Origin of the sequence: Evansella sp. AB-P1 (assembly GCF_029688925.1) — a bacterium.
Lineage (GTDB): Bacteria > Bacillota > Bacilli > Bacillales > Salisediminibacteriaceae > Evansella.
The window spans coordinates 127,608-151,920 of record NZ_JARUKY010000011.1 but is presented as its reverse complement, the minus strand read 5'-3'; the positions used below and the strand labels follow the sequence as shown (position 1 = coordinate 151,920).

The 24,313-nt window shown below is 35.5% G+C and carries 28 protein-coding genes and 1 other RNA gene; 26 read left to right on the top strand and 3 right to left on the bottom strand.

Going from position 1 to position 24,313, the window contains the following annotated elements; translation table 11 throughout:
• Positions 1–30: 30 nt before the first annotated feature.
• A complete protein-coding gene (locus QA612_RS13425; protein WP_278284327.1) occupies positions 31–351 on the bottom strand; it encodes a 2Fe-2S iron-sulfur cluster-binding protein in 321 nt (106 codons plus the stop codon).
• A gap of 456 nt (positions 352–807) precedes the next feature.
• On the opposite strand from QA612_RS13425, the gene QA612_RS13420 reads away from it, so the two are divergent.
• The 7 genes from QA612_RS13420 to QA612_RS13390 all read left to right on the top strand — a co-directional run bounded on the left by QA612_RS13420 (position 808) and on the right by QA612_RS13390 (position 5,220).
• The gene (locus QA612_RS13420) at positions 808–1,083 is read left to right on the top strand and encodes a CotD family spore coat protein (protein WP_278284326.1); all 276 of its coding nucleotides are present in this window, start codon (positions 808–810) and stop codon (positions 1,081–1,083) included.
• Positions 1,084–1,252: 169 nt separating this feature from the next.
• Positions 1,253–1,816 (top strand): SLOG family protein, encoded by a 564-nt coding sequence (locus QA612_RS13415; protein WP_278284325.1) that lies wholly within the window; start codon positions 1,253–1,255, stop codon positions 1,814–1,816.
• Positions 1,817–1,875: 59 nt separating this feature from the next.
• Positions 1,876–2,193 (top strand): cell division regulator GpsB, encoded by a 318-nt coding sequence (gene gpsB, locus QA612_RS13410; RefSeq protein ID WP_278284324.1) that lies wholly within the window; start codon positions 1,876–1,878, stop codon positions 2,191–2,193.
• A gap of 123 nt (positions 2,194–2,316) precedes the next feature.
• Positions 2,317–2,724: a reverse transcriptase-like protein gene (locus QA612_RS13405; protein WP_278284323.1), complete on the top strand. Its 408-nt coding sequence runs from the start codon at positions 2,317–2,319 to the stop codon at positions 2,722–2,724.
• A 55-nt stretch (positions 2,725–2,779) separates the two neighbouring features.
• An RNA gene (gene rnpB, locus QA612_RS13400) (RNase P RNA component class B) lies at positions 2,780–3,177 on the top strand.
• 332 nt (positions 3,178–3,509) lie between these two features.
• Positions 3,510–4,646 carry a THUMP domain-containing class I SAM-dependent RNA methyltransferase gene (locus QA612_RS13395; protein ID WP_278284322.1) on the top strand — a complete coding sequence of 379 codons (1,137 nt, stop codon included), beginning with the start codon at positions 3,510–3,512 and terminating at the stop codon, positions 4,644–4,646.
• A gap of 331 nt (positions 4,647–4,977) precedes the next feature.
• On the top strand, positions 4,978–5,220 hold the full coding sequence (locus QA612_RS13390) for a DUF2564 family protein (RefSeq protein ID WP_278284321.1): 243 nt from the start codon (positions 4,978–4,980) through the stop codon (positions 5,218–5,220).
• A 61-nt stretch (positions 5,221–5,281) separates the two neighbouring features.
• Here the strand turns inward: QA612_RS13390 and QA612_RS13385 are convergent, their stop codons facing one another.
• A complete protein-coding gene (locus tag QA612_RS13385) occupies positions 5,282–5,620 on the bottom strand; it encodes a DUF192 domain-containing protein (RefSeq protein ID WP_278284320.1) in 339 nt (112 codons plus the stop codon).
• Positions 5,621–5,783: 163 nt separating this feature from the next.
• Here QA612_RS13385 and QA612_RS13380 point away from each other — a divergent pair, with 163 nt between their 5' ends.
• The 11 genes from QA612_RS13380 to moaA all read left to right on the top strand — a co-directional run bounded on the left by QA612_RS13380 (position 5,784) and on the right by moaA (position 14,547).
• Positions 5,784–5,957 carry a Flp family type IVb pilin gene (locus QA612_RS13380; protein WP_278284319.1) on the top strand — a complete coding sequence of 58 codons (174 nt, stop codon included), beginning with the start codon at positions 5,784–5,786 and terminating at the stop codon, positions 5,955–5,957.
• Between the two features lie 257 nt (positions 5,958–6,214).
• Positions 6,215–6,394, top strand: a complete 180-nt coding sequence (locus QA612_RS13375) for a Flp family type IVb pilin (RefSeq protein WP_278284318.1) — start codon at positions 6,215–6,217, stop codon at positions 6,392–6,394.
• A 149-nt stretch (positions 6,395–6,543) separates the two neighbouring features.
• Complete coding sequence (locus tag QA612_RS13370) at positions 6,544–7,038, top strand: A24 family peptidase (RefSeq protein ID WP_278284317.1); 495 nt, start codon at positions 6,544–6,546, stop codon at positions 7,036–7,038.
• Positions 7,039–7,428 carry a TadE/TadG family type IV pilus assembly protein gene (locus QA612_RS13365; protein ID WP_278284316.1) on the top strand — a complete coding sequence of 130 codons (390 nt, stop codon included), beginning with the start codon at positions 7,039–7,041 and terminating at the stop codon, positions 7,426–7,428.
• 3 nt (positions 7,429–7,431) lie between these two features.
• On the top strand, positions 7,432–8,355 hold the full coding sequence (locus tag QA612_RS13360) for a pilus assembly protein TadG-related protein (protein WP_278284315.1): 924 nt from the start codon (positions 7,432–7,434) through the stop codon (positions 8,353–8,355).
• A 27-nt stretch (positions 8,356–8,382) separates the two neighbouring features.
• Positions 8,383–8,916, top strand: a complete 534-nt coding sequence (gene cpaB / locus QA612_RS13355) for a Flp pilus assembly protein CpaB (protein WP_278284314.1) — start codon at positions 8,383–8,385, stop codon at positions 8,914–8,916.
• A 16-nt stretch (positions 8,917–8,932) separates the two neighbouring features.
• Positions 8,933–10,108 carry a CpaE/TadZ family protein gene (locus QA612_RS13350; RefSeq protein WP_278284313.1) on the top strand — a complete coding sequence of 392 codons (1,176 nt, stop codon included), beginning with the start codon at positions 8,933–8,935 and terminating at the stop codon, positions 10,106–10,108.
• A 21-nt stretch (positions 10,109–10,129) separates the two neighbouring features.
• The gene (locus QA612_RS13345) at positions 10,130–11,470 is read left to right on the top strand and encodes a TadA family conjugal transfer-associated ATPase (RefSeq protein WP_278284312.1); all 1,341 of its coding nucleotides are present in this window, start codon (positions 10,130–10,132) and stop codon (positions 11,468–11,470) included.
• Between the two features lie 2 nt (positions 11,471–11,472).
• Positions 11,473–12,435, top strand: a complete 963-nt coding sequence (locus QA612_RS13340) for a type II secretion system F family protein (RefSeq protein ID WP_278284311.1) — start codon at positions 11,473–11,475, stop codon at positions 12,433–12,435.
• Between the two features lie 5 nt (positions 12,436–12,440).
• A complete protein-coding gene (locus QA612_RS13335) occupies positions 12,441–13,364 on the top strand; it encodes a type II secretion system F family protein (RefSeq protein WP_278284310.1) in 924 nt (307 codons plus the stop codon).
• 163 nt (positions 13,365–13,527) lie between these two features.
• Positions 13,528–14,547 carry a GTP 3',8-cyclase MoaA gene (gene moaA, locus QA612_RS13330; RefSeq protein ID WP_278284309.1) on the top strand — a complete coding sequence of 340 codons (1,020 nt, stop codon included), beginning with the start codon at positions 13,528–13,530 and terminating at the stop codon, positions 14,545–14,547.
• Positions 14,548–14,594: 47 nt separating this feature from the next.
• Here the strand turns inward: moaA and QA612_RS13325 are convergent, their stop codons facing one another.
• Positions 14,595–14,897 (bottom strand): iron-sulfur cluster biosynthesis family protein, encoded by a 303-nt coding sequence (locus QA612_RS13325; RefSeq protein ID WP_278284308.1) that lies wholly within the window; start codon positions 14,895–14,897, stop codon positions 14,595–14,597.
• Positions 14,898–15,088: 191 nt separating this feature from the next.
• On the opposite strand from QA612_RS13325, the gene QA612_RS13320 reads away from it, so the two are divergent.
• From QA612_RS13320 to QA612_RS13285, 8 genes are all read left to right on the top strand, one after another.
• Positions 15,089–16,609, top strand: coding sequence for a carboxypeptidase M32 (locus QA612_RS13320; protein ID WP_278284307.1), 1,521 nt, complete (start codon positions 15,089–15,091; stop codon positions 16,607–16,609).
• Positions 16,610–17,296: 687 nt separating this feature from the next.
• Positions 17,297–17,722, top strand: coding sequence for a universal stress protein (locus QA612_RS13315; protein ID WP_278284306.1), 426 nt, complete (start codon positions 17,297–17,299; stop codon positions 17,720–17,722).
• A gap of 72 nt (positions 17,723–17,794) precedes the next feature.
• The gene (locus QA612_RS13310; protein ID WP_278284305.1) at positions 17,795–18,202 is read left to right on the top strand and encodes a CoA-binding protein; all 408 of its coding nucleotides are present in this window, start codon (positions 17,795–17,797) and stop codon (positions 18,200–18,202) included.
• A gap of 205 nt (positions 18,203–18,407) precedes the next feature.
• On the top strand, positions 18,408–20,414 hold the full coding sequence (gene parE, locus QA612_RS13305) for a DNA topoisomerase IV subunit B (RefSeq protein WP_481804441.1): 2,007 nt from the start codon (positions 18,408–18,410) through the stop codon (positions 20,412–20,414).
• Positions 20,415–20,417: 3 nt separating this feature from the next.
• Positions 20,418–22,934 (top strand): DNA topoisomerase IV subunit A, encoded by a 2,517-nt coding sequence (gene parC / locus QA612_RS13300; protein WP_278284303.1) that lies wholly within the window; start codon positions 20,418–20,420, stop codon positions 22,932–22,934.
• Between the two features lie 179 nt (positions 22,935–23,113).
• Entirely contained in the window at positions 23,114–23,320 is a 207-nt protein-coding gene (locus QA612_RS13295; RefSeq protein WP_278284337.1) for a spore coat associated protein CotJA, read from the top strand.
• Positions 23,317–23,583 carry a spore coat protein CotJB gene (locus QA612_RS13290; RefSeq protein ID WP_278284302.1) on the top strand — a complete coding sequence of 89 codons (267 nt, stop codon included), beginning with the start codon at positions 23,317–23,319 and terminating at the stop codon, positions 23,581–23,583. The genes QA612_RS13295 and QA612_RS13290 overlap by 4 nt, the downstream gene beginning before the upstream one ends.
• A 22-nt stretch (positions 23,584–23,605) precedes the next feature.
• Complete coding sequence (locus QA612_RS13285) at positions 23,606–24,175, top strand: manganese catalase family protein (RefSeq protein WP_278284301.1); 570 nt, start codon at positions 23,606–23,608, stop codon at positions 24,173–24,175.
• The last annotated feature ends 138 nt before the right edge of the window (positions 24,176–24,313 follow it).

Here is a 24,313-nt window from a genome sequence, read left to right as displayed (position 1 = left end):
AATGGTAAGTATAAACCATTCTCCTTTCATTTATTTTTCTGGTCGAGGACCTGGGTCTAGACCTGTTGAGGATGCAGTTTTCAAAGGTAATACCGTTACATCTTCGTGAACGCGGACTTGACATGACAATCTACTAGAATCATCTAATCCCTTCCGTTTAAATGCATCTTTTTCTATGTCTGTAAGTGGACCGAAGTTACCTTCAATTACTTCAACGCGACATGTAGTGCATTTTGCTTTTCCGCCACACCGATGTAATACATCTACTCCGTTGTCTTCTAAAGCTAATACAAGCTTTGTTCCTTCTTCCACGTCAAATGAATCAACATTAGGTATTGTTACTTTTGGCAATTTAATCCCTCCTTTTGTATCCATCTGTTCCTTATTTCCCTAACTAATGAAAGAATAAACATATCCTATTTCCCAGGCAAGCGCATGAAGTCGTGTTTTTCGAGTTTTTTCACCTCCTTTTTTCTATATAACGAATGAAATTTATTGCTATTTGACGAATTTTGTTTTTTAAAAAAAGGAAATAATCTACATCTTGCCAATGTGTAAATTTATTTTTAAACTAATATCAATGTTATAATCGAAAGGATGAGAGTAATGATTAAATTATTTCTCGTATTATTTTTTGTCGTTATCGGTACAACTTTTTGGGCGTTTCAATAATTTTTTGTTACAAAATTAGGCTAATAAACTATAAATCGAAAAATTAGGGACAAAAATAGGTACTAACACTAGTACGGGAATGGCATTTTGAACATAGGTTGTTATTGAATAAAAAATAAAGGAGGAAACAACATTATGTTTAGCCCAAGACCAGGAGTTCCTGCAGGACCAGGAGTTGCACCTGCTGTTGGACCTAGAACAGCACAATATTACCCGCCAAGAGTGGCACCTACTCGTCATAATGTTAGACAAATGAACGTTGATCATGTAGTACCAGTTGTTCACCCAAGTCATACAACAAACGTTGTGAATAATAACTGGAAGTATTTCCACAACTTCCCTCATACAGAATCAACTGTATGCCGTACAACGTGTCAGGACTATATGTGCCCACCTAGACATCGTTACTAAGGTATAGATAGAAAGGCGAATCAGCATTATTGCTGATTCGTCTTGTCCTTTTCAATTCATTATGCCAATGAATACTTAATCTTATTTGGCTTTCACTACTTTCATGTTAGTCAATATTGCTCATGGAGCATAACTTCTGTGAGTTAAAATGAAAAGGAGGTTATGAACTTTGTATAAAGTATTAGCTGTTTCCGGGTATAAGCCACATGAATTAGGTATTTTTAATGAAAAGCACGACCATCTTCCATATTTAAAGTATGCAATAAAGAAAAAGCTTCAACAATTAATAGAATCTTATGATATTCAATGGATTATAACGAGTGGACAACCTGGCGTAGAGTTATGGGCTGCTGAAGCGACAATCCAGCTTAAAAATGAGTATAATCATCTTAAACTATCAACTTTAGCACCATTTTATGAACAAGAAGAAAGGTGGAGTGATCCAGTTAAAGAGCTGTATCGTTCAATATGGGAAAAAAGTGATTATAAAGATTACATAACAAAACGAAAATATGATAATCCAATGCAGCTTCGTCAAAAAAATCAATTTATTATAGAAAAAAGCGATGCATTTCTTGTCCTTTTTGATGAATATACAGAGGGGTCACCTACATACTATTTAACATATGCAAAGAAAAAGGGTGATGCCATGGACTATCCAATTATATATTTAACACCTGATGAAATTGAGGAAGTAATAAGAGAATCTATCAATAATAATAATTGGAATTGACAATGCCATAGCTTTTTGAAAAAATAGAAGAAATGATCGATTAATAGAGGTGAGCATAGATGACTCAAAAAAGAATTTCCCGATTAACGCAAAAAGATATATTAGAGAAAGATTTTAAAACGGGTCTTCGCGGTTATAGCCAAGAAGAGGTAGATCAATTTTTAGATCAAATTATTAAAGATTATGATGCATTTCAAAATCGAATTGATTGGCTTGAAAAGGAAGTAGAAAGATTAAAGAAGGAAGCAGTCACGTTAAGTGAACATACAAAACGTCAGCAGCCTGCACAACAACAGTCAGGTAATACAAATTACGATATTTTAAGAAGACTGTCTAATTTAGAAAAACATGTTTTCGGAAGTAAACTTTATGAGTAAAAGAACGAATAAATAACCTTAAGAAAGTATTTTAGTTATCCTACCCATTGTTTTAACAGATTTTTTTGTTAAACATACTAAATTAGTCAGAGCAATGATTTTCATTTTAAAGGAGCAGTGACATTGATAGAAGTATATATTGATGGTGGAAGTGCTGGTGATCCTGGTCCATCTGGTGCCGGTGTATTTATAAACAATCAAGGGCAGTTAATTAGGAAGTCTATTCCTCTTCCAACAATGTCTAATCATGAAGCTGAGTTTCATGCTCTAATTGAAGCACTATTGGTATGTAAGGAACATGAGTTTAAAATTCTATCGATTCGAACTGATTCTCAAATTCTTGCAGATGCAGTTGACAAAGAATATGTAAAGAAGGAACGATTCCGAACTTTACTTGATCAATCACTTCAGCTGATAAGAGAAAATTTTGATTTTGTTTTTGTAAAATGGATTCCAAGTAAGCAAAACAAAGAAGCAGACCAATTAGCAAAAAGAGCAATACGCATATCGATGGAAAAATTTAGTTCTTGATCACAGTGATTTTTGTATGTTACAATGAATCTTGTCGCTTTAAGACAACCATTTAATGTTTGAGTAATCGCTGCAGCTTTTTTAAAGCTGTAGAGGAAAGTCCATGCTCGCACAGTCTGAGATGACTGTAGTGTTCGTGCCTAGCGAAGTCATAAGCTAGGGTAGTTTGGTTTCGACTGGATTAACGGCAGGGAAAACACCTACGTGTATCTTATAGATGCATATGGTGTGAATACCTTGAAAGTGCCACAGTGACGTAGTCTTTCTAGAAATAGAAAGAGTGGAACGAGGTAAACCCCACGAGCGAGAAACCCAAAATTAGGTAGGGGCATCCCCGGGAAGGAATTGAACGGAATGGGGAACAGACTTTTGTCTGTAGACAGATGATTACTACCTTAGTACGAGGCTTGACACCCGTTTGCAGTACAAAGGTACAGAACATGGCTTACAAAACATGAATGGCGTCATAAATTATTAAAAATAACTTCACGAGTTAATCGTGGAGTTTTTTCGTTGTTTAGGAAATTATAAAATTTCCTAATGTGGATAACTTGTCAAAACAGCGGCTAGCTCCATGCGCCATCACCTCGTGTCAAATAACCTGTCCGCATAAAAAGTAAAAGGCACTTTTTAACGGCCAGAACATTTGCATATCGGTGATGAGAGGGCGCCTTGCGCTTTTCTTAATTTGTTGAAAGTATTGCAAGGAATCGGTATAGTAGTATTTATTGGCAATAGTATGGCTTGATATAAGATATAATTAGAGAGGGAAAGGTGATTGAAAGTTGAATGCTGTTACATTAATTGCTACTGCTGCGATGGGATTGGAATCAATTGTAGCTGATGAGGTTCGGGATTTAGGATATACAGACTTACGTGTAGAAAATGGGAAGGTAATTTTTGAAGCAGATCCTTCAGGAATTGCTCGGACAAATTTATGGCTAAGAACGGCAGATCGGGTAAAACTTCTCGTAGGAGAATTCAAGGCCACTAGCTTCGAGGAATTATTTGAACAAACGAAAGCTTTACCGTGGACAAACTATATATCAAAGGACGCTGAATTTCCTGTTATAGGAAAATCAGTAAAATCCACTTTATATAGTGTTCCTGATTGTCAGGCTATCGTAAAAAAAGCTGTTGTAGAAAGCTTAAAGCAAAGTCACAAAATCGAATGGTTTGAGGAAAATGGTCCTCTTCAACGAATTGAAGTGGCTATTCTAAAGGATATTGTTACCTTGACAATTGATACTTCAGGAACTGGATTACATAAAAGAGGTTATCGGTATTTACATAATGAAGCTCCTTTAAAAGAAACGTTAGCTGCAGCAATGATTAAATTAACGAATTGGAATGCCGACAAACCATTTGTAGATCCTTTCTGTGGTTCTGGGACGTTACCTATTGAGGCAGCTATGATTGGTCAAAATATCGCACCTGGTGTTAACCGGGAGTTTGCTTTTGAACATTGGGATTGGTATAAAAAAGAATGGTTCGATTTCGCATTACAAGAAGCAGAAGACCTAGCAAAATATGACCAGCCTTTAAATATACTAGGATCAGATATTGACCATAAAATGATTGAATTAGCCACAAATAATGCAACAGAGGCTGGATTTCCTGACCAAATCAACTTTAAACAAATGCAGGCAAAGGATTTTACAACGAAGGATGAGTATGGAGTTGTTGTTGGGAATCCTCCGTATGGAGAACGGCTGAATGAGAAAGGATACGTCGAAAACCTGTATCGTGAGTTAGGAAGGACGTTTCGACCACTTGAAACGTGGTCAATTTATTTTATTACTTCTAATGAACATTTTGAAAAGCTTTATGGTGCAAAAGCTACGAAAAAGAGGAAGCTTTATAATGGAAATATACGTACTGACTTTTATCAATTCTGGGGTAAGAGACCACCAAAAAAATAAAAACGATAAAAAAGAGAAGCTGTCCTAAGTTATTATTCAATGATTCTTTAGGGTAGACCGCCCATGCAAGTGATGATTTGCACCATGGAGAATGAAAATAATTTTATTCCAATTGGGATTACTCTTGCATGCAAATTTTAAGTACAGCGGGGAGAGTAACTAAGACAGATTCGAAACGACGATCAAGATTAGATAGCAGTAGTCTTCCTTCTTCCTCTTTCTGACTAATACGAATGGAAAAGGCACTTTCTACACATATTATTACATGTAATAAGAACAAGCTCCAAATAGAGCTATATGTAAAAGTATTGTATGAAAGGGTGTATGGCAGATGTCTGAACCGTTTGATGAACTACATCAAGTGGAAATGGCTATTAAAGCAGCTCAAAAAACAGTTGGAAATGCAACAATGAATATGGACCCAGAACAGTTAAATACTGCGATGAAGGCTATTAATGATGCAAAAAATCAATTGAATAATGCCTATAAACATGAAATGTCTTCAGAGTTTCTAGAGTATTCATCAGGTCTCATAGAAAAATTAGAGCATCAAGTGGAAGAAGCAAAGGAATAAAGAAAAAAGCTGTGACTTGTCACAGCTTTTTTCTGTGGTGTTGTTAAAGAAATAACAATATTTAAAAAACAAGCTTATCTCCTACTTTAAGGTTGTATTCCTTTATAGTGCCTACAGGTAATTCAACTGCAGCTTTTGCATGCTTAACAGGCAAAACAAATTTCCAAGGCTTTAGAGACTCTTTTACTTTGACGACTTTATTTTCATTGTCTATAAAAACAACGTCGATGGTTATGTACATAAAAAACATATGAATAGAATTACAAGGAGTAATAAGTAAACCTTCATTATGTAATTTCTGTTTTCTAAACATGAAACCTCGCAACCTCGTTGAAAATCGATCCGCCACTTTTATATATATTGATGTTTCGATTGTCTTGTTATTTTTTTTGATTTTCATGTCGTATATCCTTTCTTGTGTTACCATTAACTCCCTATAGTATAATAGTAATAGAGGTGATATTATTCATGTAGCAAGACGATTACGAAAATAAACCCCGCAATTATATATTTTTTAATTGTAATCGACGAGCAAAATTATATAAAAAGGTGGGTTTTTATAAATGAAAAATTTATTTACGAAATTAGTACGTGGTGAAGAAGGACAAGGAATGACGGAGTACGGTTTAATCCTTGGTTTAATTGCAGTTGTAGCAGTAGGAGCATTAATGGCATTAGGTGGTCAAGTGGAAGAAATTTTTGAAAACATTAAAGAATCATTTACTCCAGATAAATAATTGGATAATATATATTCAGAAGCTCACTTTTCATACTCATGAAATGTTGAGCTTTTTTAATTGTTTTTTTAGATGTAAACCTGGTTTTCAACCCAAATTTATGCATTATTTTTCCCATTAACTCCCTGTAGTATAACAGTTTGATAGGTGATATTATTCATGTAGCAAGACGATTACGAAAGAACCAACCCGCAATTATATATTTTTTCAATTGTAATCGACGAGCAAAATATAATATAAAAGGTGGGTTTTTATAAATGAAAAATTTATTTACAAAATTAGTGCGTGAAGAAGAAGGACAAGGAATGACGGAGTACGGTTTAATCCTTGGCTTAATTGCAGTAGTAGCAGTAGGAGCACTAATGGCATTAGGTGGCCAAGTAGAAGAGATTTTTGAAAACATTAAAGATGCATTTACTCCAGAAAAAACAAATTAGTATGAAATATATATAGAAAAATAAGCTCTTCTTTTCATTCTAGCTATGAGAAGTAGAGCTTATTTTTTTAACAAATGTAGCTTTACTTCATAAAAAATAAGAAACTGTTAACGATACAAATAAATAGATGTAAATTAGGGGGTGGTGTAATGATCATTCATTTTTTACTTGGTGTAGTATTACTGATCAGTTTAGTTACTGATTTAATGTACCGTAAGATTTATAACACGATTACATTCCCTGCGATGGTGTTTGGGTTCATTTATTATATATGGACCGATGGTTGGAATGGGTTCCTATTCAGTGGCCTAGGATTTCTCGTCGGGATAGGATTATTATTTATTCCCTTTGTATTAGGGGGAATTGGTGCTGGTGATGTGAAGCTTTTGGCAGCGATTGGAGCATTAATGGGAACTAGTTTTGTATTTTATACGTTTTTATATACGTGTATAGCTGGAGGAATTATCGCTATAATTCTCATTATAAAAAAGAAACAAGGTAAGGGACTTTATCATCGAATGATGAATGCAGTGACATTAAAATCGGTAAAGATAATAAATGATGAAGATCTACATCATGCCTTCCCTTATGGAGTAGCAATATTTATTGGGACCTTCTGTGCATTTTATTTAGGAGGGGTCTAAATGAAAATATTAAAGTCTGAAAAAGGACAAGGAACAGTGGAACTAGCTATTTCTCTCGTTTTATTACTCATTATCCTTTTTGGAATCATCGATTTCGGTAGACTATTTCACGCAAATATTGCGTTAAACCATGCTGGAAGAGAGGGGGCTAGGGTAATGAGTGTTGGTTCAACGGACACGGAAATTGTTTCTATTATACGAAGTCAGTTCTCAGGCTTAGATTCTTCTAAAGTGGATGTGTCGATTACTCCTGGAACTAATAATAGAAAACGGGGAACGTATGGGACGATTCATATTACGTATCAGTTTGAAACGTTAACTCCATTTGTATCATCTATCTTTCCAACCCCTTTTGTTATAAATAATAAAACGGTAGCAAGGATTGAATAAATAATGAAAAAATTCAAAAAAGATGAAAAGGGAGCAGTTCTCGTATTAGTTGCATTATTTATGACTGTTGTTTTAGGGATGCTGGCATTGGTAGTGGATGCAGGATCATTGTACCTAGAAAAATCCCGGTTACAAAAAGGAATCGATCTTGCTGTACTTGCTGGGATGCAAAACCTACCTGATCGGCCGCAAGCAGCATTAGATGCTGCAACGAGAGTAGCAAACGAAAATGGACTCTCTGGAAATGAATTATCTATTACATTACAAGAGGGTGGAACTGTTTTTTATGGAGAAGGGCAACGAACCGTCCCATTGACCTTTGCAAAAGTGTTAGGTTTTCATGAGCAGGTTGTACAGGCTTCAGCAAAAGCTCAAGTAGGATCCTTAGCGGGGGTTCAAGGTGCTGTTCCACTTGGGGCGTATGGAAATCGAACCTTTTCCTTCGGTACACAAGTTACATTAAGAGTAGGTTCTGGGGGAAATGACACTGGAGCATTTGGGGCACTTGAATTAAGTGGACAAGGTGCAAGCGAGTACGAAAAGGATTTAACAGAAGGATATTCAGGGATATTATCAATCGGGGATATCGTGGAAACAAGATCAGGTACGATAGCGAATCCCACTTTTCGAGCAATCGGCGAAAGAAGAAAAGATTGTCCATACCATCAAGTTGGGAAAATACCAACATATATGGATCACCCTGATAATTGCCCTTTAGTGGTTATTATCCCTATCTATAAAGAAGTTGTACCAAATGATTTTACTAAAGTACAAATTGTCGGCTTTGGTTCATTTTTTATTGATAGTGTCGGAAGAGCAAATGAAGGGGCACCGATTACGGGAAGATTTATCCGATATTCCTTTTCTGGGGAATTCACACCGGAAATCAATCCTTATGGGGCCTATGCGTATAAATTAGTGGAGTAAATTTTTGCATAAAGGAAGAAAATGATAATGAATACAAAAAGGATATGGATTATTGCATTAATATTCGGTACGTTATCAGCTACATTATTCATGATATTCATTTCTAATTCCACGAATGACTTGGCTGACGTTGAAAATGAAGATCTGTTAAGCGAAGAAATGGAACAAGAATTTGAATTAGAAAAAGAACAGCAATCCCTTTTGGAAATCGAAGAAGGTAATCGAGCAATGTCAGTGTCGGTGAATGATGTTCAAGGGGTTTCTGGTTTTATCCGTTCTGGTGATTATGTTGACATCATCTCCCACCTACCTTCCATTGATGAAGGAATTCCAATGGCGCAACTCCTCCTACAAAACGTCAGAGTATTGTCTGTAGGTAGACCACAAGTGTTTGGAGAGGAATATGCTTCATATGGAACAGTTACACTAGAGGTTACCCCTGAGGAAGGGGTTGCCTTGTCTCTTTCAGTTGAGAACGGTTACATCGTTTTCATGCTGAGGGGAGAAGGAGATAATGAGGTTGAACGAATGAAAAAAATAACGATTGAACAGCTTCAATAAAGGGGTGTAACCCAACATGAAAATGAAGTGGTATGTTTTATCTGAAAATGAAAGCTTGATTTATCCGTTAAAAGTAAATATAAGGAAAATGGGAAGTTCCATTAAATATTATTTAACTGAGAAAAACTTGAAGAAAGAGCTAAAGCCGGAAGAGGCAGCAGTTATTTTTCTGCATGAAAGTGAAACATACGATATATACGAATTATGTGGAGAACTAACATATACATTTCCACTCACATCTATCATATTAATTACGGAACATGTCGATTTGAAAAGTGCTATGTACGTTGGGGCTGTGGATGTGCTTCAAGCTCCGTTAAAGGAAATTGAAATTATTGAAGCTGCTACGAAGGCTAAAAATGTGATTGAATTTAAACTAGAGAAGCTACCGCCAAAAGAAGTGGAAGAAGCAGATGGAAACATTATTACCGTATGTAGTACGAAGGGCGGCGTTGGTAAAACGACGATTAGCGTAAATTTAGCGGTGTCATTAGCTAAGGGAAATGTGAAAGTTGCCATTGTAGATTTAGATTTACAATTTGGTGATATTTCCATTTCACTGGATCTTCAGCCCAAAAAAACGATTTATGACTGGATTAAGGAATCGTATGAAGTAAATCGTGGGGATGTTTTAAGTTTTATGACAAAGCATCAAACAGGGATTGAAATTATGTCTGCCCCAACACTTCCTGAGTTTGCAGATATCGTGACAGGAGAAAGTGTTTCATTTTTACTGGAAAGATTAAAACAGCATTATGATTATATCATCATTGATACACCACCAGCTTTAATTGAAACCTCTCTTGTAGCACTAGAGCAGTCAAGCACGATTTTTCTCATTACATCGATGGACTTACCGACCATTAAAAATGGGAAAATAGCCATAGATACACTTGAATTATTAGGTTTGAAAGACAGAATAAAGGTTGTATTAAATCGAGATACGCCGATGGATGAAATGACCCTTGATACAGTGGAAAAAATACTTGGATTATCTGTATATTCAAGAATACCAAGTGACTACAAAATTGTTGTTACATCGTTAAATCAAGGACAACCTTTTGTTTTAACTGATCCTAAAGCATCTGTATCTAAGGGAATGAAGCAATTGGCTCTAAAAATTATTGATAAATCAGATAATAAATCTGAAGGAAATCGTTTCATTTCACGTTTGTTGAAGAAAAACAAATAAAGTGAGAGAGGAGGATGTTATTTGTCTCTTTTAAAACGCTTAAATGAACAGTCAGTAATCACTGAAAAGGAAGCACCAACACGTCATGAAAAGGTTGTTCCATATCGCCATGAAATAAGTGTTTTTGAAAACTTTCGAAAATATGTTATGAATGAATTAAATAACAATATTAGTATTGAAGATGAGAAGCTCATGGAGTTTATTCCAACGATGGCTGAAAGCTTTTTTGAAAAGGAAGGAGAACGCCTGACTTTTGAAGCGAAGCAGCAGGTCATAAAAAAAGTCGTTGATGAACTTACTGGATACGGACCGATTACATCACTCTTAAAGGATAAAGATGTAACAGAAATAATGGTGAATGGTCCATACCATATCTATGTTGAGAAAAAGGGGAAAATTATCAAAAGTGAAGCGCACTTCCGTGATAATGAACACGTTTTACAAGTAATTGAAAAAATTGTCTCTCCTCTAGGAAGAAGAATTGATGAAAGTAGTCCGATGGTAGATGCAAGGTTAGAGGATGGGAGTCGTGTGAATGCAATCATTCCTCCATTATCCTTAGTAGGTCCTAGTTTAACGATTCGAAAATTTCCAGAAAGTCGTTTAAATATAGAAAACTTAATTGGCTTTGGTACATTAAGTAGAGAAATGAGTCAATTTTTAGATGGCTGTGTAAAGGGACGTTTAAATGTTTTTATTAGTGGAGGGACAGGGTCTGGGAAGACGACATTACTAAATGTCCTTTCTAATTTTATTCCAGATAATGAACGAATTATCACGATTGAAGACGCAGCGGAACTACAGCTAGGACAGGAGCATGTCGTTTCTTTAGAAACGAGACCACCGAATATTGAAGGGAAAGGAGAGGTATCTATTCGGGACCTTGTTCGTAACTCCTTACGTATGCGACCAGATCGTGTGATTATTGGTGAGGTCCGAAGTGCTGAAGCGTTGGACATGCTTCAAGCGATGAATACAGGACACGATGGTTCCTTAGCAACGGGTCACTCCAATACACCACGAGACATGGTCGCGAGATTAGAAACGATGGTGTTGATGGCAGGCGTTGATTTACCTCTACGTGCGATTCGTGATCAAATTGCTGGTGCTGTAGACCTTATTATTCAGCAATCTCGTTTAAAGGATGGTAGTAGAAAAATAACCCATATCACGGAAGTTGTGGGGATGGAAGGGGATACGATCGTTCTTCAGGACTTATTTGTTTTTAAACAAACAGGGATAGGTGCTGATGGAAAAATAGAGGGATCCTTTGTTTCCACAGGTATTAGACCATATTGTGCAGATAAACTAGAACGCTACGGTATACACTTACCTTCAGAGTGGTTTGTAGAGGAGGAATAAAAATGTTCTTCCTGTTAATGTTAATTTTCACCATACTATTTGCAGCAATTCAATTCCTTGTTTTTAAGCGAAAAAATAGATTTGAAAAAAGAGTAGAAAAGTATTTACCACGTCAAGGGGAACGAAATGAGCAAGTCAAGCATCAAAATACAGGGAAAAAATCTCCTAAAAATGCTTTCAAAGGATTCATTATAAAAATATCAAAGCTCTTTGTTGGGAAAAAAGTTGCTTTGAAATGGAAGCAAAAACTTGACCAGGCAAACGTCCCTATCAAACCAGAGGAATTTATTGCTTATAGATTTACTTTTTGTATTATTGGTTTACTATTAGGGTTTATTTTTCAGCAATTTTTATTTGCATTCCTATTAGTATTTGTTGGATTTTTATTACCAGCCGCATATGTAGATCGAAGAATTAGAGTACGGCTTGTTTTATCTGAAAAACAATTGCCACAAGCGTTAGGGACAATGTCATCAGCAATGAAATCAGGCTTTAGTTTTATTCAAGCAATGCAGTTAGTCGGCAAAGAAATTCCCGATCCATTAGGGACAGAGTTTATGCGTACAATACGTCAAATTAACTTAGGTGTGACGATGGAGGATGCTTTTAAACAACTGTTGGATCGCCTGCCGAACCAAGACATGGAGTTGATGGTGAATGCTATCCTTATTCAACGGACTACAGGTGGGAATTTAACGGACATTTTAGAAGTTATGCAAGAAACATTACGAGAAAGAGTTCGCTTTCGAGAAGAATTGAAAGCACTAACTGCTCAAGGGAAAATGTCTGCAATCGTCATCTCTTTATTACCTTTAGGGATTGCATTTTTACTAAATTTGATGGATCCAACATATTTTCTACCAATGTTTCAACATCCCCTTGGCTTAGTACTTTTAATAGCTGGTGTATTTTCTGGGATTATGGGTTGGGTCATGATTCAAAAGATTGTAAAAATTGAGGTGTGAGTTTCATGATTTCTATCCTTTTATTTATATCTGTTACTGCTTTTTTAACTTTATTATTTGTAATACTGTTCTCAACCTTTTTTCAACGCAAAATTCAGTTAGAAAAACGTATTGCATCGTTAGTAGAGAACACTGTTCAGGATTCAATACGAGAAAAGGGAAAGCAGGCTGCAGATAGTTCAAATACGACGATAAAAAAAGATCATTTTTTTAAAAGTTTAATTAAAAATATTATTTCAGCTGAGAAATATCGCGAATTAGATAAAAGATTAATAAATGCGGGAAGACCTAACCAATTAAAGGTAGAAGATTTAGTCTTATTACAAGGGCTTTTAGGTTTAGGCTTATTTACAGTTGTCCTTTTTCTTTTATTACCGAATGGGGAAAATCGTGTTAATGTCTTTTTTTTCGCGACAGTTCTTGGAGCTATAGGAGTTTATCTCCCTTTATATTACATTAAGGGAAAAACAAATCAGCGTATTATACAAATTCAAAAAATGATGCCAGATTTCTTTGATATGCTTAATTTATCTGTAGAAGCTGGTCTCGGGCTTGATGCTGCTATAAAAAAGGTATCCATGCAAGTGAATGGTCCTTTAGCTTATGAATTTTTACAATTGTTAGATGATATTAAATTAGGTAAAACAAAAAAACAAGCGATGCAAGAATTAAGAGATAGAGTACCTTTGGAGTCTTTTCAAGGAATGATAAATGCAATTATACAAGCGGATCAAATGGGGATTAGCATGACAAAGGTATTGAGGGCGCAAACGATTCGAATGAGAGAATCGATGCGTCAGCGTTCAAAAGAACTAGCTATGAAGGCGCCAATAAAGATGCTAATCCCGATGGTTATCTTTATTTTCCCTACTTTATTTATCGTATTGTTAGGACCAATTGTCATTAAATTGATCACGGATTTGCTATAGAATGGGAAGTATTAATGCATCAGCTCAAGTTAGAACGGAGAATCAACATAAATATTTTAAATATAATATTATAAAAAGTTAACAAATAACGAACACTGATGTATTCCCCTTGTATTAAGAAAATTAATCAACGTATAATGGACTTAACTAGGGGGAGAGTATTATGAATACACACATCCAAGATCGTTTAGGAAGGCCGTTGACGGATTTACGTATTTCAGTAACAGATCGTTGTAATTTCCGTTGTCGTTACTGTATGCCTCCAGAGATTTTTGATAAAGATTTTAAATTCTTACCAAGAAATGATGTACTTACACTGGAAGAAATTGCTCATTTAACTACTTTATTCGTAAAGGCATCGGGTATAAAAAAAGTTCGAATAACTGGTGGAGAACCACTCCTACGGCAAAATGTAACTCATTTAATTACATTGCTAAATGAAATTAAGGGAATTGAAGATATAGCTATGACCACGAACGGAACGTTATTACCGAAATATGCAAAATCCTTAAAAGCTGTGGGTTTAAATCGAGTAACGATAAGTTTAGATTGTTTAGATGACGAGAAATTTCGTTATATAAATGGAAGAAACATCGGTGTACAGTCAGTATTAACGGGTATAGATTCTGCTGTGGAAGCGGGACTAAAGGTCAAAATTAATATGGTTGTTAAACGAGGTATGAATGAGGAAGATATATTGCCTATGGCAAAGTATTTTAAGGATTCTGGAATTATCCTTCGCTTTATAGAATATATGGATGTAGGTAATACAAATGGTTGGAAACTGGACCACGTGGTAAGCAAAAAAGAAATTTTCTCTATTATTAATAAGGAAATGCCTATTGAACCAATTGAAGCTAATTATGAAGGTGAAGTAGCAAGTCGCTTTAAATACAAAGATAACAATAATGAAATAGGTATTATTTCTTCTGTAACAGATACTTTTTGTTCAACTTGTTCTCGAGCTAGGCTTTCAGCTGATGGGAAGCTCGTAACATGTTTATTTGCAACAAAAGGACATGATCTAAAGGAGCTTATACGAACTGGTGCTTCTGAAGATCAATTAGTTGAAAGAATAAAGGATATATGGGTTTCTCGAAATGATCGGTATTCGGAAGAAAGACTCCAGCAAACAGATAAAAAAGCGATTCGTAAAATTGAAATGTCCCATATAGGGGGATAAGTTATTGGTCCACTTCTCAATATTTGTAACTGAGAGGTGGGCTTCATTTATTTAGGATTTGTAACATCTTCTATATTCGGATTGTTAAATGTCATTTCTCCCATGTCTTCATTAAAATCGATTGTCATTCCATCAAAATACCATTTTTCTTCCTCTAAAATACAAAAGTAAATAGTGGCTTTAGGAAAAACCTGAAAATCAAATGGTGGACGTCCTTTACGAATGCCGACCGAGAAGCCTCCTGAACCAACCCCTCCGACTCTTACGTAAAACGTTACATATTCATGATTATTTAGATGCATATCCCGTTTATAAAATTGTGCAGCTTTTTCTGTTATAACAAAATTCATAAATGGAAGCCTCCTTTCCGTCATTAACCATATCGTAAAGGAAATAATTACGAGAATCAATAAGAATGGACTATTGGTACATAGGATAAGATGTGTGAGTTTCCTAAATTTTTAATTTAAAGGTATAATTGATTGAAAACATTTGGTATATTTTAGTAAGTAATCAATTTTATAAGTAGGAGGCATTATTAGTGGGAAAAAATATTAAATCGATTGAAAAGGAATTTAGAGAATACTTGCATAAGATGAGAAATTATAATGAAGCTATCGGTTTATTAGCTTGGGATTTAAGAACAGGTGCTCCTAAAAAGGGAGTAGAGCAAAGATCACAAGTATTAGGAACATTATCTTCTGAAGTTTTTCGTATGAGTACATCTGATGAAATGAAACAATATATTAATACATTACGGAAAGAAGAGGTATGGGAATCACTAGATGATGTTACAAAAGGATCTTTGAAAATTTGTGAAAAGGAATATAAAAAACTAACGAATGTACCTGAGAAAGAGTATGAAAACTACGTTATTCTTACTGCACAAGCGGAATCAGCATGGGAATTAGCGAAACAAAACAATGATTTTTCATCATTTCAACCATATTTAGAAAAGATTGTAGAATTTAATCGTAACTATGTAGAATGGGTTGGTTACGAAGGAAATAAATATAACACGCTTTTAGATGATTATGAACCAGGTCTGACAGTGGATATTATTGATCGTGTATTTGGACAGTTACGGGAAGAAATTGTTCCACTTGTAAAAAAAGTGACAGAAGCCCCTAATCAACCGGAAACAAGTTTCTTATTTGAACATTTTCCAGTTCAAAATCAGGAAGCGTTAAGTAAAGAAATATTGAAAAGTATGAAATATGATTTTGATGCAGGACGTTTAGATACTACTGTACATCCTTTTGCCATTGGATTAAATCCTGGGGATGTAAGGGTAACAACGAAGTATGATGAAAAGGATTTCCGTACTGCAGTTTTTGGAACGATACATGAAGGTGGACATGCGTTATACGAACAAAACATAGATAAGAAATTCGTTGGAACACCGTTGTGCACTGGTACATCCATGGGTATTCATGAATCACAGTCACTATTTTGGGAAAATTTTGTAGGTCGAAATATAGCTTTTTGGGAAAAGCACTATACAAAATTAAAGGAATATTCTTCGGGACAGTTTGAATTAGTTGACTTAAATACGTTCTATCGTGGAATTAATGTAGCTGGGCCTTCTTTAATTCGAATTGAAGCAGATGAAATGACTTATTCCCTTCACATTATATTACGTTACGAACTAGAAAAAGCATTGATTAATGGGGAATTAGAAGTAAAGGATCTTCCAACTGCTTGGAATGATAAAATGGAAGAGCTCCTTGGGGTGAGACCCTCTAACGATAGTGAAGGTGTTCTACAAGATGTTCATTGGTCTGGAGGATCTTTTGGCTACTTCCCGTCCTACGCATTAGGATACGTCTATGCTGCTCAGTTAAAAGCAGAGATGGATAAAGATATTCCGGAGTTTGAAACTTTACTTCGAGACGGTAATTTAGCACCAATTAAAGAATGGTTAACAAAACATATTCATCAATTTGGTAAGAGTAAAGAGCCTCTTGAAATATTAAAGGATATAACTGGGCAAGGCGTTGATGCAAGTTATTTAATTAATTATTTAAAATCAAAGTACACTGATGTGTATCAATTAAATTGATATCTTTAAGAAACTTGGTAGATAAATGCCGAGTTTCTTTGTTATATTAGACCTCCCATGCAAGTGGAGATTTGCACCATGGGGGATGAAAATACTCATCAAGGGGGTTCATACGTTTCTTGCGGACGCTTTCACCACAGGCATAAGTGCGACATCTGTTCATGCTTCGCAGTGTCTTCTTTACCGCGGGCAACGCATCAGCGTCGAGACAACTCGAAGTTTATTCGTGAAGCACATGCCCGTCGCTGGAGTCACCGCCTTACACTCCTGACACCTTTAATTTTCAGGATAGTCTTTTAAGCGATATAACGACACAAATGAGATCCTGCAAGGGGGCGAGATAGAAGGTAGAATTACCTCTTTTCCTATAAGACTTGGAGGAAACAAGGACACTCAATGTCATAATTTTTCACGTACCGTAGTAGATACAAAAAATATAAAGCAAAAAAAGGATTTTAAAGTATACAGTGTTGAATATATAAATAGTAAGATCTAATTTTATATTTTTGTGAAAATAATCACAAAAACGGGTGCAATTGCATTTTGTAAGCGGATACATTCGAAGTCACTCCCTTCATTAATCTATTTTTAAATACTCCATTGTACAAGTGGAATAAAACATATGAATAGTAATGGGAGTAGAGCAGAAAAAAGAGTTTCTACATTATTCATGAGGGGGAATTAACCATGTTTGATAAAATATTATTGGCTGCTGATGGATCCAAACATTCAATGAGAGCTGCAGAAAAAGCTATTTACATTGCGAAGCAAAGGGAAGGTGCAGAGATAACTGTTATTCATGTAGTAGATTCAATTCCTAGCAGAAGTGATGTAATGGATGAAAATATGACGATGCGGAAGGATATACCTGAGGAAAGAAAAGCAGATACAGCTGAATTAGAAAAATACTTAATAAATGAAAATGTTTCATTTAAAGTAAAGCACGTATTTGGTGAGCCTGGCCCTTCTATAGTGAAGGAAGCAAATGAAGGAATTTATAATCTCGTTGTGATAGGAAGTCGAGGACTTAATCCTTTTCAACAATTTGTATTAGGAAGTGTAAGCCATAAAGTAGCAAAACGGGTGCAATGTCCTGTTATGATTGTTAAATAGCTCCCTTTAAATTTCTGGGGTTATAAAAGTGCTAAATATGGGTATTTTTTTAGAAGAAAGGAGAGTAGGATAATGGAAAATCCAAGTCGACCAGAAATTAAACAAATTTTAGATGAAGCAAAAAAGATCGCTATTGTAGGGCTTTCAGATAACCCAGATCGAACCTCTTATCAAATAGGAGCAGCACTACAAAGTGCAGGGTATGAGGTAATACCAGTGAATCCAACTATAACTGAGGTATTTGGAATTAAATCAATTCCTTCTTTAGAGCATTTATCTGAACCAGTGGATATTATTAATGTATTTCGTAGAAGTGAATATCTAGAAGAGGTAGCTGAAGAGGCATCTAATGTCGAGGCGAAAGTATTTTGGTGTCAGCTAGGATTAGAAAATGAAAAGGCATATGAAATTGCTAAAAATGCCGGTATGACAGTAATTATGGATAGATGTATTAAGGTAGAGCATGCATTAACCAGATAAAAAATATCGAAGCGATCGGACCATTTTCCCGATCGCTTTTTTCGTTAATTTATATCGGAAACACGCATTCTAGAATTGACAAATACGTAAAACAAGCTATATTGTATTGAGTACGACCCACAAATGGTACTAGTTATATGTTATATTATTCATTATTACTTATCGAAACCCATGAAAAGTTGTGTTATGTTATATAATAGCCTACATGTTCTCATATGGAAAGGAGAAGAAATCATTGGCGATTAAACAAACCTATGAATACAATGATGATTCCATACAAGTTTTAGAAGGACTAGAAGCAGTCAGAAAACGTCCAGGAATGTATATTGGAAGTACCGATCACCGAGGGCTTCATCATCTCGTCTTCGAAATTGTAGATAATGCAGTAGATGAATCCTTAGCAGGTTACGGTAATGAAATTACTGTCACCATACATAAAGATGAAAGCATAAGTGTAAAAGATAATGGTCGAGGTTTTCCAACTGGCATGCACAGTACTGGAAAACCAACACCAGAAGTAATATTGACGGTTTTGCATGCTGGAGGAAAATTTGGTCAAGGTGGTTATAAAACAAGTGGTGGTTTACATGGAGTAGGTGCCTCTGTCGTTAATGCACTATCAGAATGGCTTGAAGTAACGATACATCGTGAAGGAACAATCTACCAGCAACGCTTTGAAAATGGTGGGAAGCCCGTTACCACATTAGAAACGGTTGGTAAAACTAAGAAAACTGGGACAATTATACATTTTAAACCTGATCCGAGTATTTTTAGCACTACTACTTACCATCATGAAATTTTAGCAGAACGATTAAGAGAAGCTGCTTTTTTATTGAAAGGGTTAAAAATAGAATTAATTGATTTAAGGATAAACAGAGATACAGAACAAGAAATCTTTCAGTATGACACTGGGTTAAAGGCATTTGTTGAATATTTAAATGAAGAAAAAGAAACTTTGCATCCTGTAGTATCTTTTGAAGGAACGCAAGACGATATTGAGATTGATTTTGCTTTTCAATATAATGATGCCTTTACAGAAAATATGCTTTCTTTTGTGAATAATGTTCGTACAAAAGATGGTGGTACTCACGAACTAGGTGCAAAAACTGCAGTTACCCGTATTGTTAATGAGCATGCAAGGAAGCTACAGTTGTTAAAGGATCGTGACAAAAATTTAGATGGAAATGATATAAGAGAAGGATTTACAGCTATAATTTCTGTTAGGGTTCCAGAAGATAAGCTTCAATTTGAAGGTCAAACGAAAGGGAAGCTAGGTACACCAGTTGCACGTTCAGCTGTTGATAGTATTATTTCAGAGAAGTTAAGCTTCTTTTTAGAAGAGAATCCTGATCTAAGCAATAATCTTATACGTAAGGCAATAAAAGCGTCACAGGCAAGAGAAGCTGCTCGTAAGGCCCGTGAAGATGCTAGAAGTGGCAAGAAGAACAGAAGAAAAGATGCCATGCTTAGCGGTAAACTAACTCCAGCTCAATCGAAGAATCCAAAACGAAATGAATTATATCTAGTAGAAGGTGATTCTGCTGGTGGTTCTGCAAAGCAAGGCCGTGATCGTAAGTTTCAGGCAGTTCTCCCATTACGAGGGAAAGTTATTAACACAGAAAAAGCTAAGTTAGCTGATATTATGAAAAATGAAGAAATTCGAACGATTATTTACGCAATTGGTGGCGATGTAGGAGCCGACTTTGACATAGATAACATTAATTACGATAAGATTATCATCATGACAGATGCAGATACAGATGGTGCACATATACAAGTCCTATTACTTACCTTTTTCTATCGTTACATGCGTCCTTTAGTAGAAGCAGGTCGTGTTTATATTGCATTACCGCCTTTATATAAAGTTAGTAAAGGATCTGGAAAGAAGGAAAAACTAGAATATGCATGGGATGAAGAAGGCTTAAAAGCTGCCATTATAAAAATTGGAAAAGGCTATATCATTCAAAGATATAAAGGTTTAGGAGAAATGGATGCCACACAGCTTTGGGAAACGACGATGGATCCTGAAACACGGACGTTAGTAAGAGTTCGTATTGATGATATTGCAAGAGCAGAACGTCACGTATCAACGTTAATGGGCGATAAAGTAGAACCTCGAAGAAAATGGATTGAAAGAAATGTTGAATTTGGCTTAAACGAAGAAACAAATATTCTAGATAATGAAAATTTACTAGTCACAGAGGAGGAGTAATTCTTGCAGGAGAAAGATCGCTATTTGGACCTGCCCTTAGAAGATGTGATTGGAGACAGGTTTGGACGTTATAGTAAATATATAATTCAAGATAGGGCTTTACCAGATGCACGGGATGGACTAAAACCAGTTCAACGACGGATTTTATTTGCCATGCATATGGATCGTAATACTTCTGATAAACCATTTCGTAAAGCAGCAAAAACAGTAGGAAACGTAATTGGGAACTATCACCCCCATGGAGATAGCTCTGTTTACGATGCAATGATTCGCCAAAGTCAAAATTGGAAAATGCGCCATCTATTAGTTGAAATGCATGGAAACAACGGTTCCATTGATGGAGATCCACCAGCTGCTATGCGTTATACGGAAGCCCGTTTATCGGCAATTTCATCTGAGATGCTGAAGGATATTGAAAAAGATACAGTTGACTTTATGCCTAACTTTGATGATTCTATGGATGAACCTGTTGTATTACCAGCTAGATTTCCTAACCTTCTTGTAAATGGTTCCACTGGAATTTCAAGTGGGTATGCAACGGATATTCCTCCACACCATTTAGGAGAGGTTATTGATGCAGCAATCCTTCAAATGGAAAATGAAAATTGTAGTTTAGATGATTTAATGAAGCATATAAAAGGACCTGATTTCCCTACAGGTGGTACTATTCAAGGGGTTGAAGGACTTAAAAGAGCATATGAAACAGGTAAAGGAAAAATTGTTTTACGAGGGAAGGCTGAAGTTGAGGAACTCCGTGGTGGAAAGCTACAAATTATTGTAACTGAAATTCCATATGAAGTTAATAAAGCTAACCTTGTGAAAAAAATGGACGAGCTACGGATAGATAAAAAGGTAGAGGGTATTGCTGAAGTCCGAGATGATACAGATAGGACTGGCTTGCGTATTGTCATTGAATTAAAAAAGGATGCAGATTCTCTAGGCATCTTACATTATTTATATAAAAATACTGATTTACAAGTTTCGTATAACTTTAATATGGTTGCCATATCTAATAAAACACCTAAACTTATGGGCTTAAAATCAATGCTTGAATCGTACATTTCCCATCAAAAGGAAGTAGTTACCCGACGTACAAAGCATGATTGGAATAAGGCGAAGGAACGAGCTCACATTGTTGAAGGGTTAATTAAAGCAATTTCTATTTTAGATGAAGTAATTGAAACCATTCGTGCATCAAAAGATAAGAAGAATGCAAAGGATCGGTTACAAGAAAAATATGGTTTTACAGAACCTCAAGCAGAAGCCATTGTTACTTTACAGCTTTATCGTCTTACAAATACGGATGTTACAACTTTACAAGATGAAGCGAAAGAACTAAGAAAGCAAATTGAAATACTTGAATCTATTCTCTCAAGTGAGAAGAAACTTATTGGAGAAATTAAGCGGGAACTAAAGGAAATTAAAAAGAAGTATGTAGAGAATCGTAGGACTGTCATTGAACATGAAATAGAAGATTTAAAGATTAATTTAGAAGTAGTCATTCCAGCAGAAGATGTAATGGTAACTGTTACAAAAGAGGGGTATGTGAAAAGGTCAAGCATGCGATCTTTTACCGCTTCAAATGGAGAACCTCCTGGAATGAAGGATACCGATCGTCTTCTATATACAACAGAAATTAATACGACAGATACGTTATTACTTTTTACACGTAAAGGATCGTTCTTATTCCTCCCAGTACATCAACTACCAGAAATACGTTGGAAGGATAGCGGACAGCATGTTGCAAATTTAATATCGATGGATAATGATGATGATATTATAAATGTTATTCCTGTAAGAGAATTTAGAGATGATCGCTATGTTTTATTTACTACGAAAAAAGGAATGATTAAGCGATCTTTACTGTCAGACTATAAAGCTCAGCGTAATTCTAAATCTTTAATGGCTATCAAACTTAAAAAAGATGATGAAGTTATTCAAGTCAGTCTAACGGATGGACAGCAAGATATTATTGTTGCTACTCATAGAGGTTACGGACTTTGGTTTACAGAGGAAGAAGTGACAATTACAGGACAACGAACAGCTGGTTTAAAAGCCATTAATTTAAAGGAAGATGATTTTGTGGTTAGCTGTCTTTCATTTAACGAAACGAACGAACAGCCTTTTCTTTTCTTAGTAACACAACGAGCAGCCTATAAAAAGATGAAATTAAATGTTCTTGAAAAATCAAGTCGAGCAAAAAGAGGATTAGTTATGCTTAAAGAATTAAAACGACATCCTCATCGGGTTGTGGCTTTATTAGCTGTTAATAATGGTGGAAAAGTATGGATGCAAAGTGAAAAAGGACTAGTGGAAGGAATTGACGTTCACTCTGTACGAACGAATGATCGATATACAAACGGTTCATTCTTAATTGATACTACGGATAGTGGAGATGTCATTGAATCTTGGTATGAAATTGGAGAAGCAGAACTAGAAAATAGCAGTGATAATAAATCTAATCCAGGTGATGACAGTAACGGTTTAGAATCGTCATCCAATCATCCAACACTTTTTTAGGAAGAAACAATACTATAAGTTCACAAAAAGTTCAGGGACCATGTTCCTGAACTTTTTGTGTCTTTTTTAATATTTTGGGTTAAGGATGCATTGGACATTCTTTTTTACTCATATATATATGATGGTTTTTATTTATAAAAGGAGGAGTGATTGTGAGTAAAAAAAATACACCTAAGAAAATGTGGCAACCTTATGCCAGTCCATTTGATCCGTGTCCTCCCATTCCTGTTAAAGAATACTCAACACCACCACATTTATATTTAGGGTTTCAACCAGAGGATTTACCACAGTTTACACCTAGGGAAGCTCTATATGCAGGTACACTATGGAAACCATTTTATGATCCTTATTATGGTCCAAAAGAAAAAGGGAGGGGAACATCATGACAAATAAACAACTCCCTAAAGAATTCTATTCTATGATGGAAGAACTTCAATCCATCGATTTTGTATTAGTTGAATTAACATTATACTTAGACACCCATCCAAATGATTATAAAGCAATTCAGCAATTTAATGAGTATTCACAAGCTAGGCAGCAATTAAAGATTCATTTTGAACAGCAGTTCGGTCCTTTACAGCAATATGGTAATAGCTACAGTGGTTATCCGTGGAATTGGGATGATGCACCTTGGCCGTGGCAAATATAAAGTTAAAGGGGGAATCATCTCTGTGTGGATCTATGAAAAAAAACTTCAATACCCTGTCAAAGTTAGGGAATGTAATCCAAGGTTAGCTAAATATTTAATTGAACAATATGGTGGTGCAGATGGAGAGCTTGCAGCAGCATTGCGTTACTTAAATCAAAGATATACGATTCCAGATAAGGTTATAGGGTTATTAACAGATATTGGAACAGAGGAATTTGCCCATTTGGAAATGATAGCCACAATGATTTATAAACTTACAAAAGATGCTACACCAGAACAAATGAAAGCAGCAGGTTTAGAGGATCATTATGTAAATCATGATAAAGCATTATTTTATCAGAATGCTGCAGGTGATCCTTTTACAGCAACGTATATTCAAGCAAAGGGTGATCCAATAGCAGATTTATACGAAGATATTGCTGCAGAGGAAAAAGCCCGCGCTACGTATCAATGGATTATTGACATGTCAGATGATCCAGATTTAAACGATAGTTTAAGGTTCTTACGAGAAAGAGAAATTATTCATTCCCAACGTTTCAGAGAAGCTGTAGAAATACTCCAAGATGAAAAAGGAAAGAAAAAAATATTCTAAATGATATAAAGTCAATATAGATAGTGATCTTTCACAAAAAAGTCAGGGACCATGTCCCTGACTTTTTTGTGTTTACTTGGTAAATAATACGTTTTTTTGAGTGTTTAGACGAAGTTTATAAGTACCATCCGTATATCT

Coding starts and splice junctions, on each gene's coding strand:
- QA612_RS13295 (WP_278284337.1), top strand. CDS start 23,114: ATGTGGCAACCTTATGCCAGTCCATTTGATCCGTGTCCTCCCATTCCT.
- QA612_RS13385 (WP_278284320.1), bottom strand. CDS start 5,620: ATGAAAATCAAAAAAAATAACAAGACAATCGAAACATCAATATATATA.
- QA612_RS13335 (WP_278284310.1), top strand. CDS start 12,441: ATGATTTCTATCCTTTTATTTATATCTGTTACTGCTTTTTTAACTTTA.
- parE (WP_481804441.1), top strand. CDS start 18,408: ATGTTCTCATATGGAAAGGAGAAGAAATCATTGGCGATTAAACAAACC.
- QA612_RS13420 (WP_278284326.1), top strand. CDS start 808: ATGTTTAGCCCAAGACCAGGAGTTCCTGCAGGACCAGGAGTTGCACCT.
- gpsB (WP_278284324.1), top strand. CDS start 1,876: ATGACTCAAAAAAGAATTTCCCGATTAACGCAAAAAGATATATTAGAG.
- QA612_RS13375 (WP_278284318.1), top strand. CDS start 6,215: ATGAAAAATTTATTTACAAAATTAGTGCGTGAAGAAGAAGGACAAGGA.
- QA612_RS13325 (WP_278284308.1), bottom strand. CDS start 14,897: ATGAATTTTGTTATAACAGAAAAAGCTGCACAATTTTATAAACGGGAT.
- QA612_RS13315 (WP_278284306.1), top strand. CDS start 17,297: ATGTTTGATAAAATATTATTGGCTGCTGATGGATCCAAACATTCAATG.
- QA612_RS13350 (WP_278284313.1), top strand. CDS start 8,933: ATGAAAATGAAGTGGTATGTTTTATCTGAAAATGAAAGCTTGATTTAT.
- QA612_RS13340 (WP_278284311.1), top strand. CDS start 11,473: ATGTTCTTCCTGTTAATGTTAATTTTCACCATACTATTTGCAGCAATT.
- QA612_RS13380 (WP_278284319.1), top strand. CDS start 5,784: ATGAAAAATTTATTTACGAAATTAGTACGTGGTGAAGAAGGACAAGGA.
- QA612_RS13390 (WP_278284321.1), top strand. CDS start 4,978: ATGTCTGAACCGTTTGATGAACTACATCAAGTGGAAATGGCTATTAAA.
- QA612_RS13370 (WP_278284317.1), top strand. CDS start 6,544: ATGATCATTCATTTTTTACTTGGTGTAGTATTACTGATCAGTTTAGTT.
- moaA (WP_278284309.1), top strand. CDS start 13,528: ATGAATACACACATCCAAGATCGTTTAGGAAGGCCGTTGACGGATTTA.
- QA612_RS13365 (WP_278284316.1), top strand. CDS start 7,039: ATGAAAATATTAAAGTCTGAAAAAGGACAAGGAACAGTGGAACTAGCT.
- QA612_RS13310 (WP_278284305.1), top strand. CDS start 17,795: ATGGAAAATCCAAGTCGACCAGAAATTAAACAAATTTTAGATGAAGCA.
- QA612_RS13360 (WP_278284315.1), top strand. CDS start 7,432: ATGAAAAAATTCAAAAAAGATGAAAAGGGAGCAGTTCTCGTATTAGTT.
- cpaB (WP_278284314.1), top strand. CDS start 8,383: ATGAATACAAAAAGGATATGGATTATTGCATTAATATTCGGTACGTTA.
- QA612_RS13290 (WP_278284302.1), top strand. CDS start 23,317: ATGACAAATAAACAACTCCCTAAAGAATTCTATTCTATGATGGAAGAA.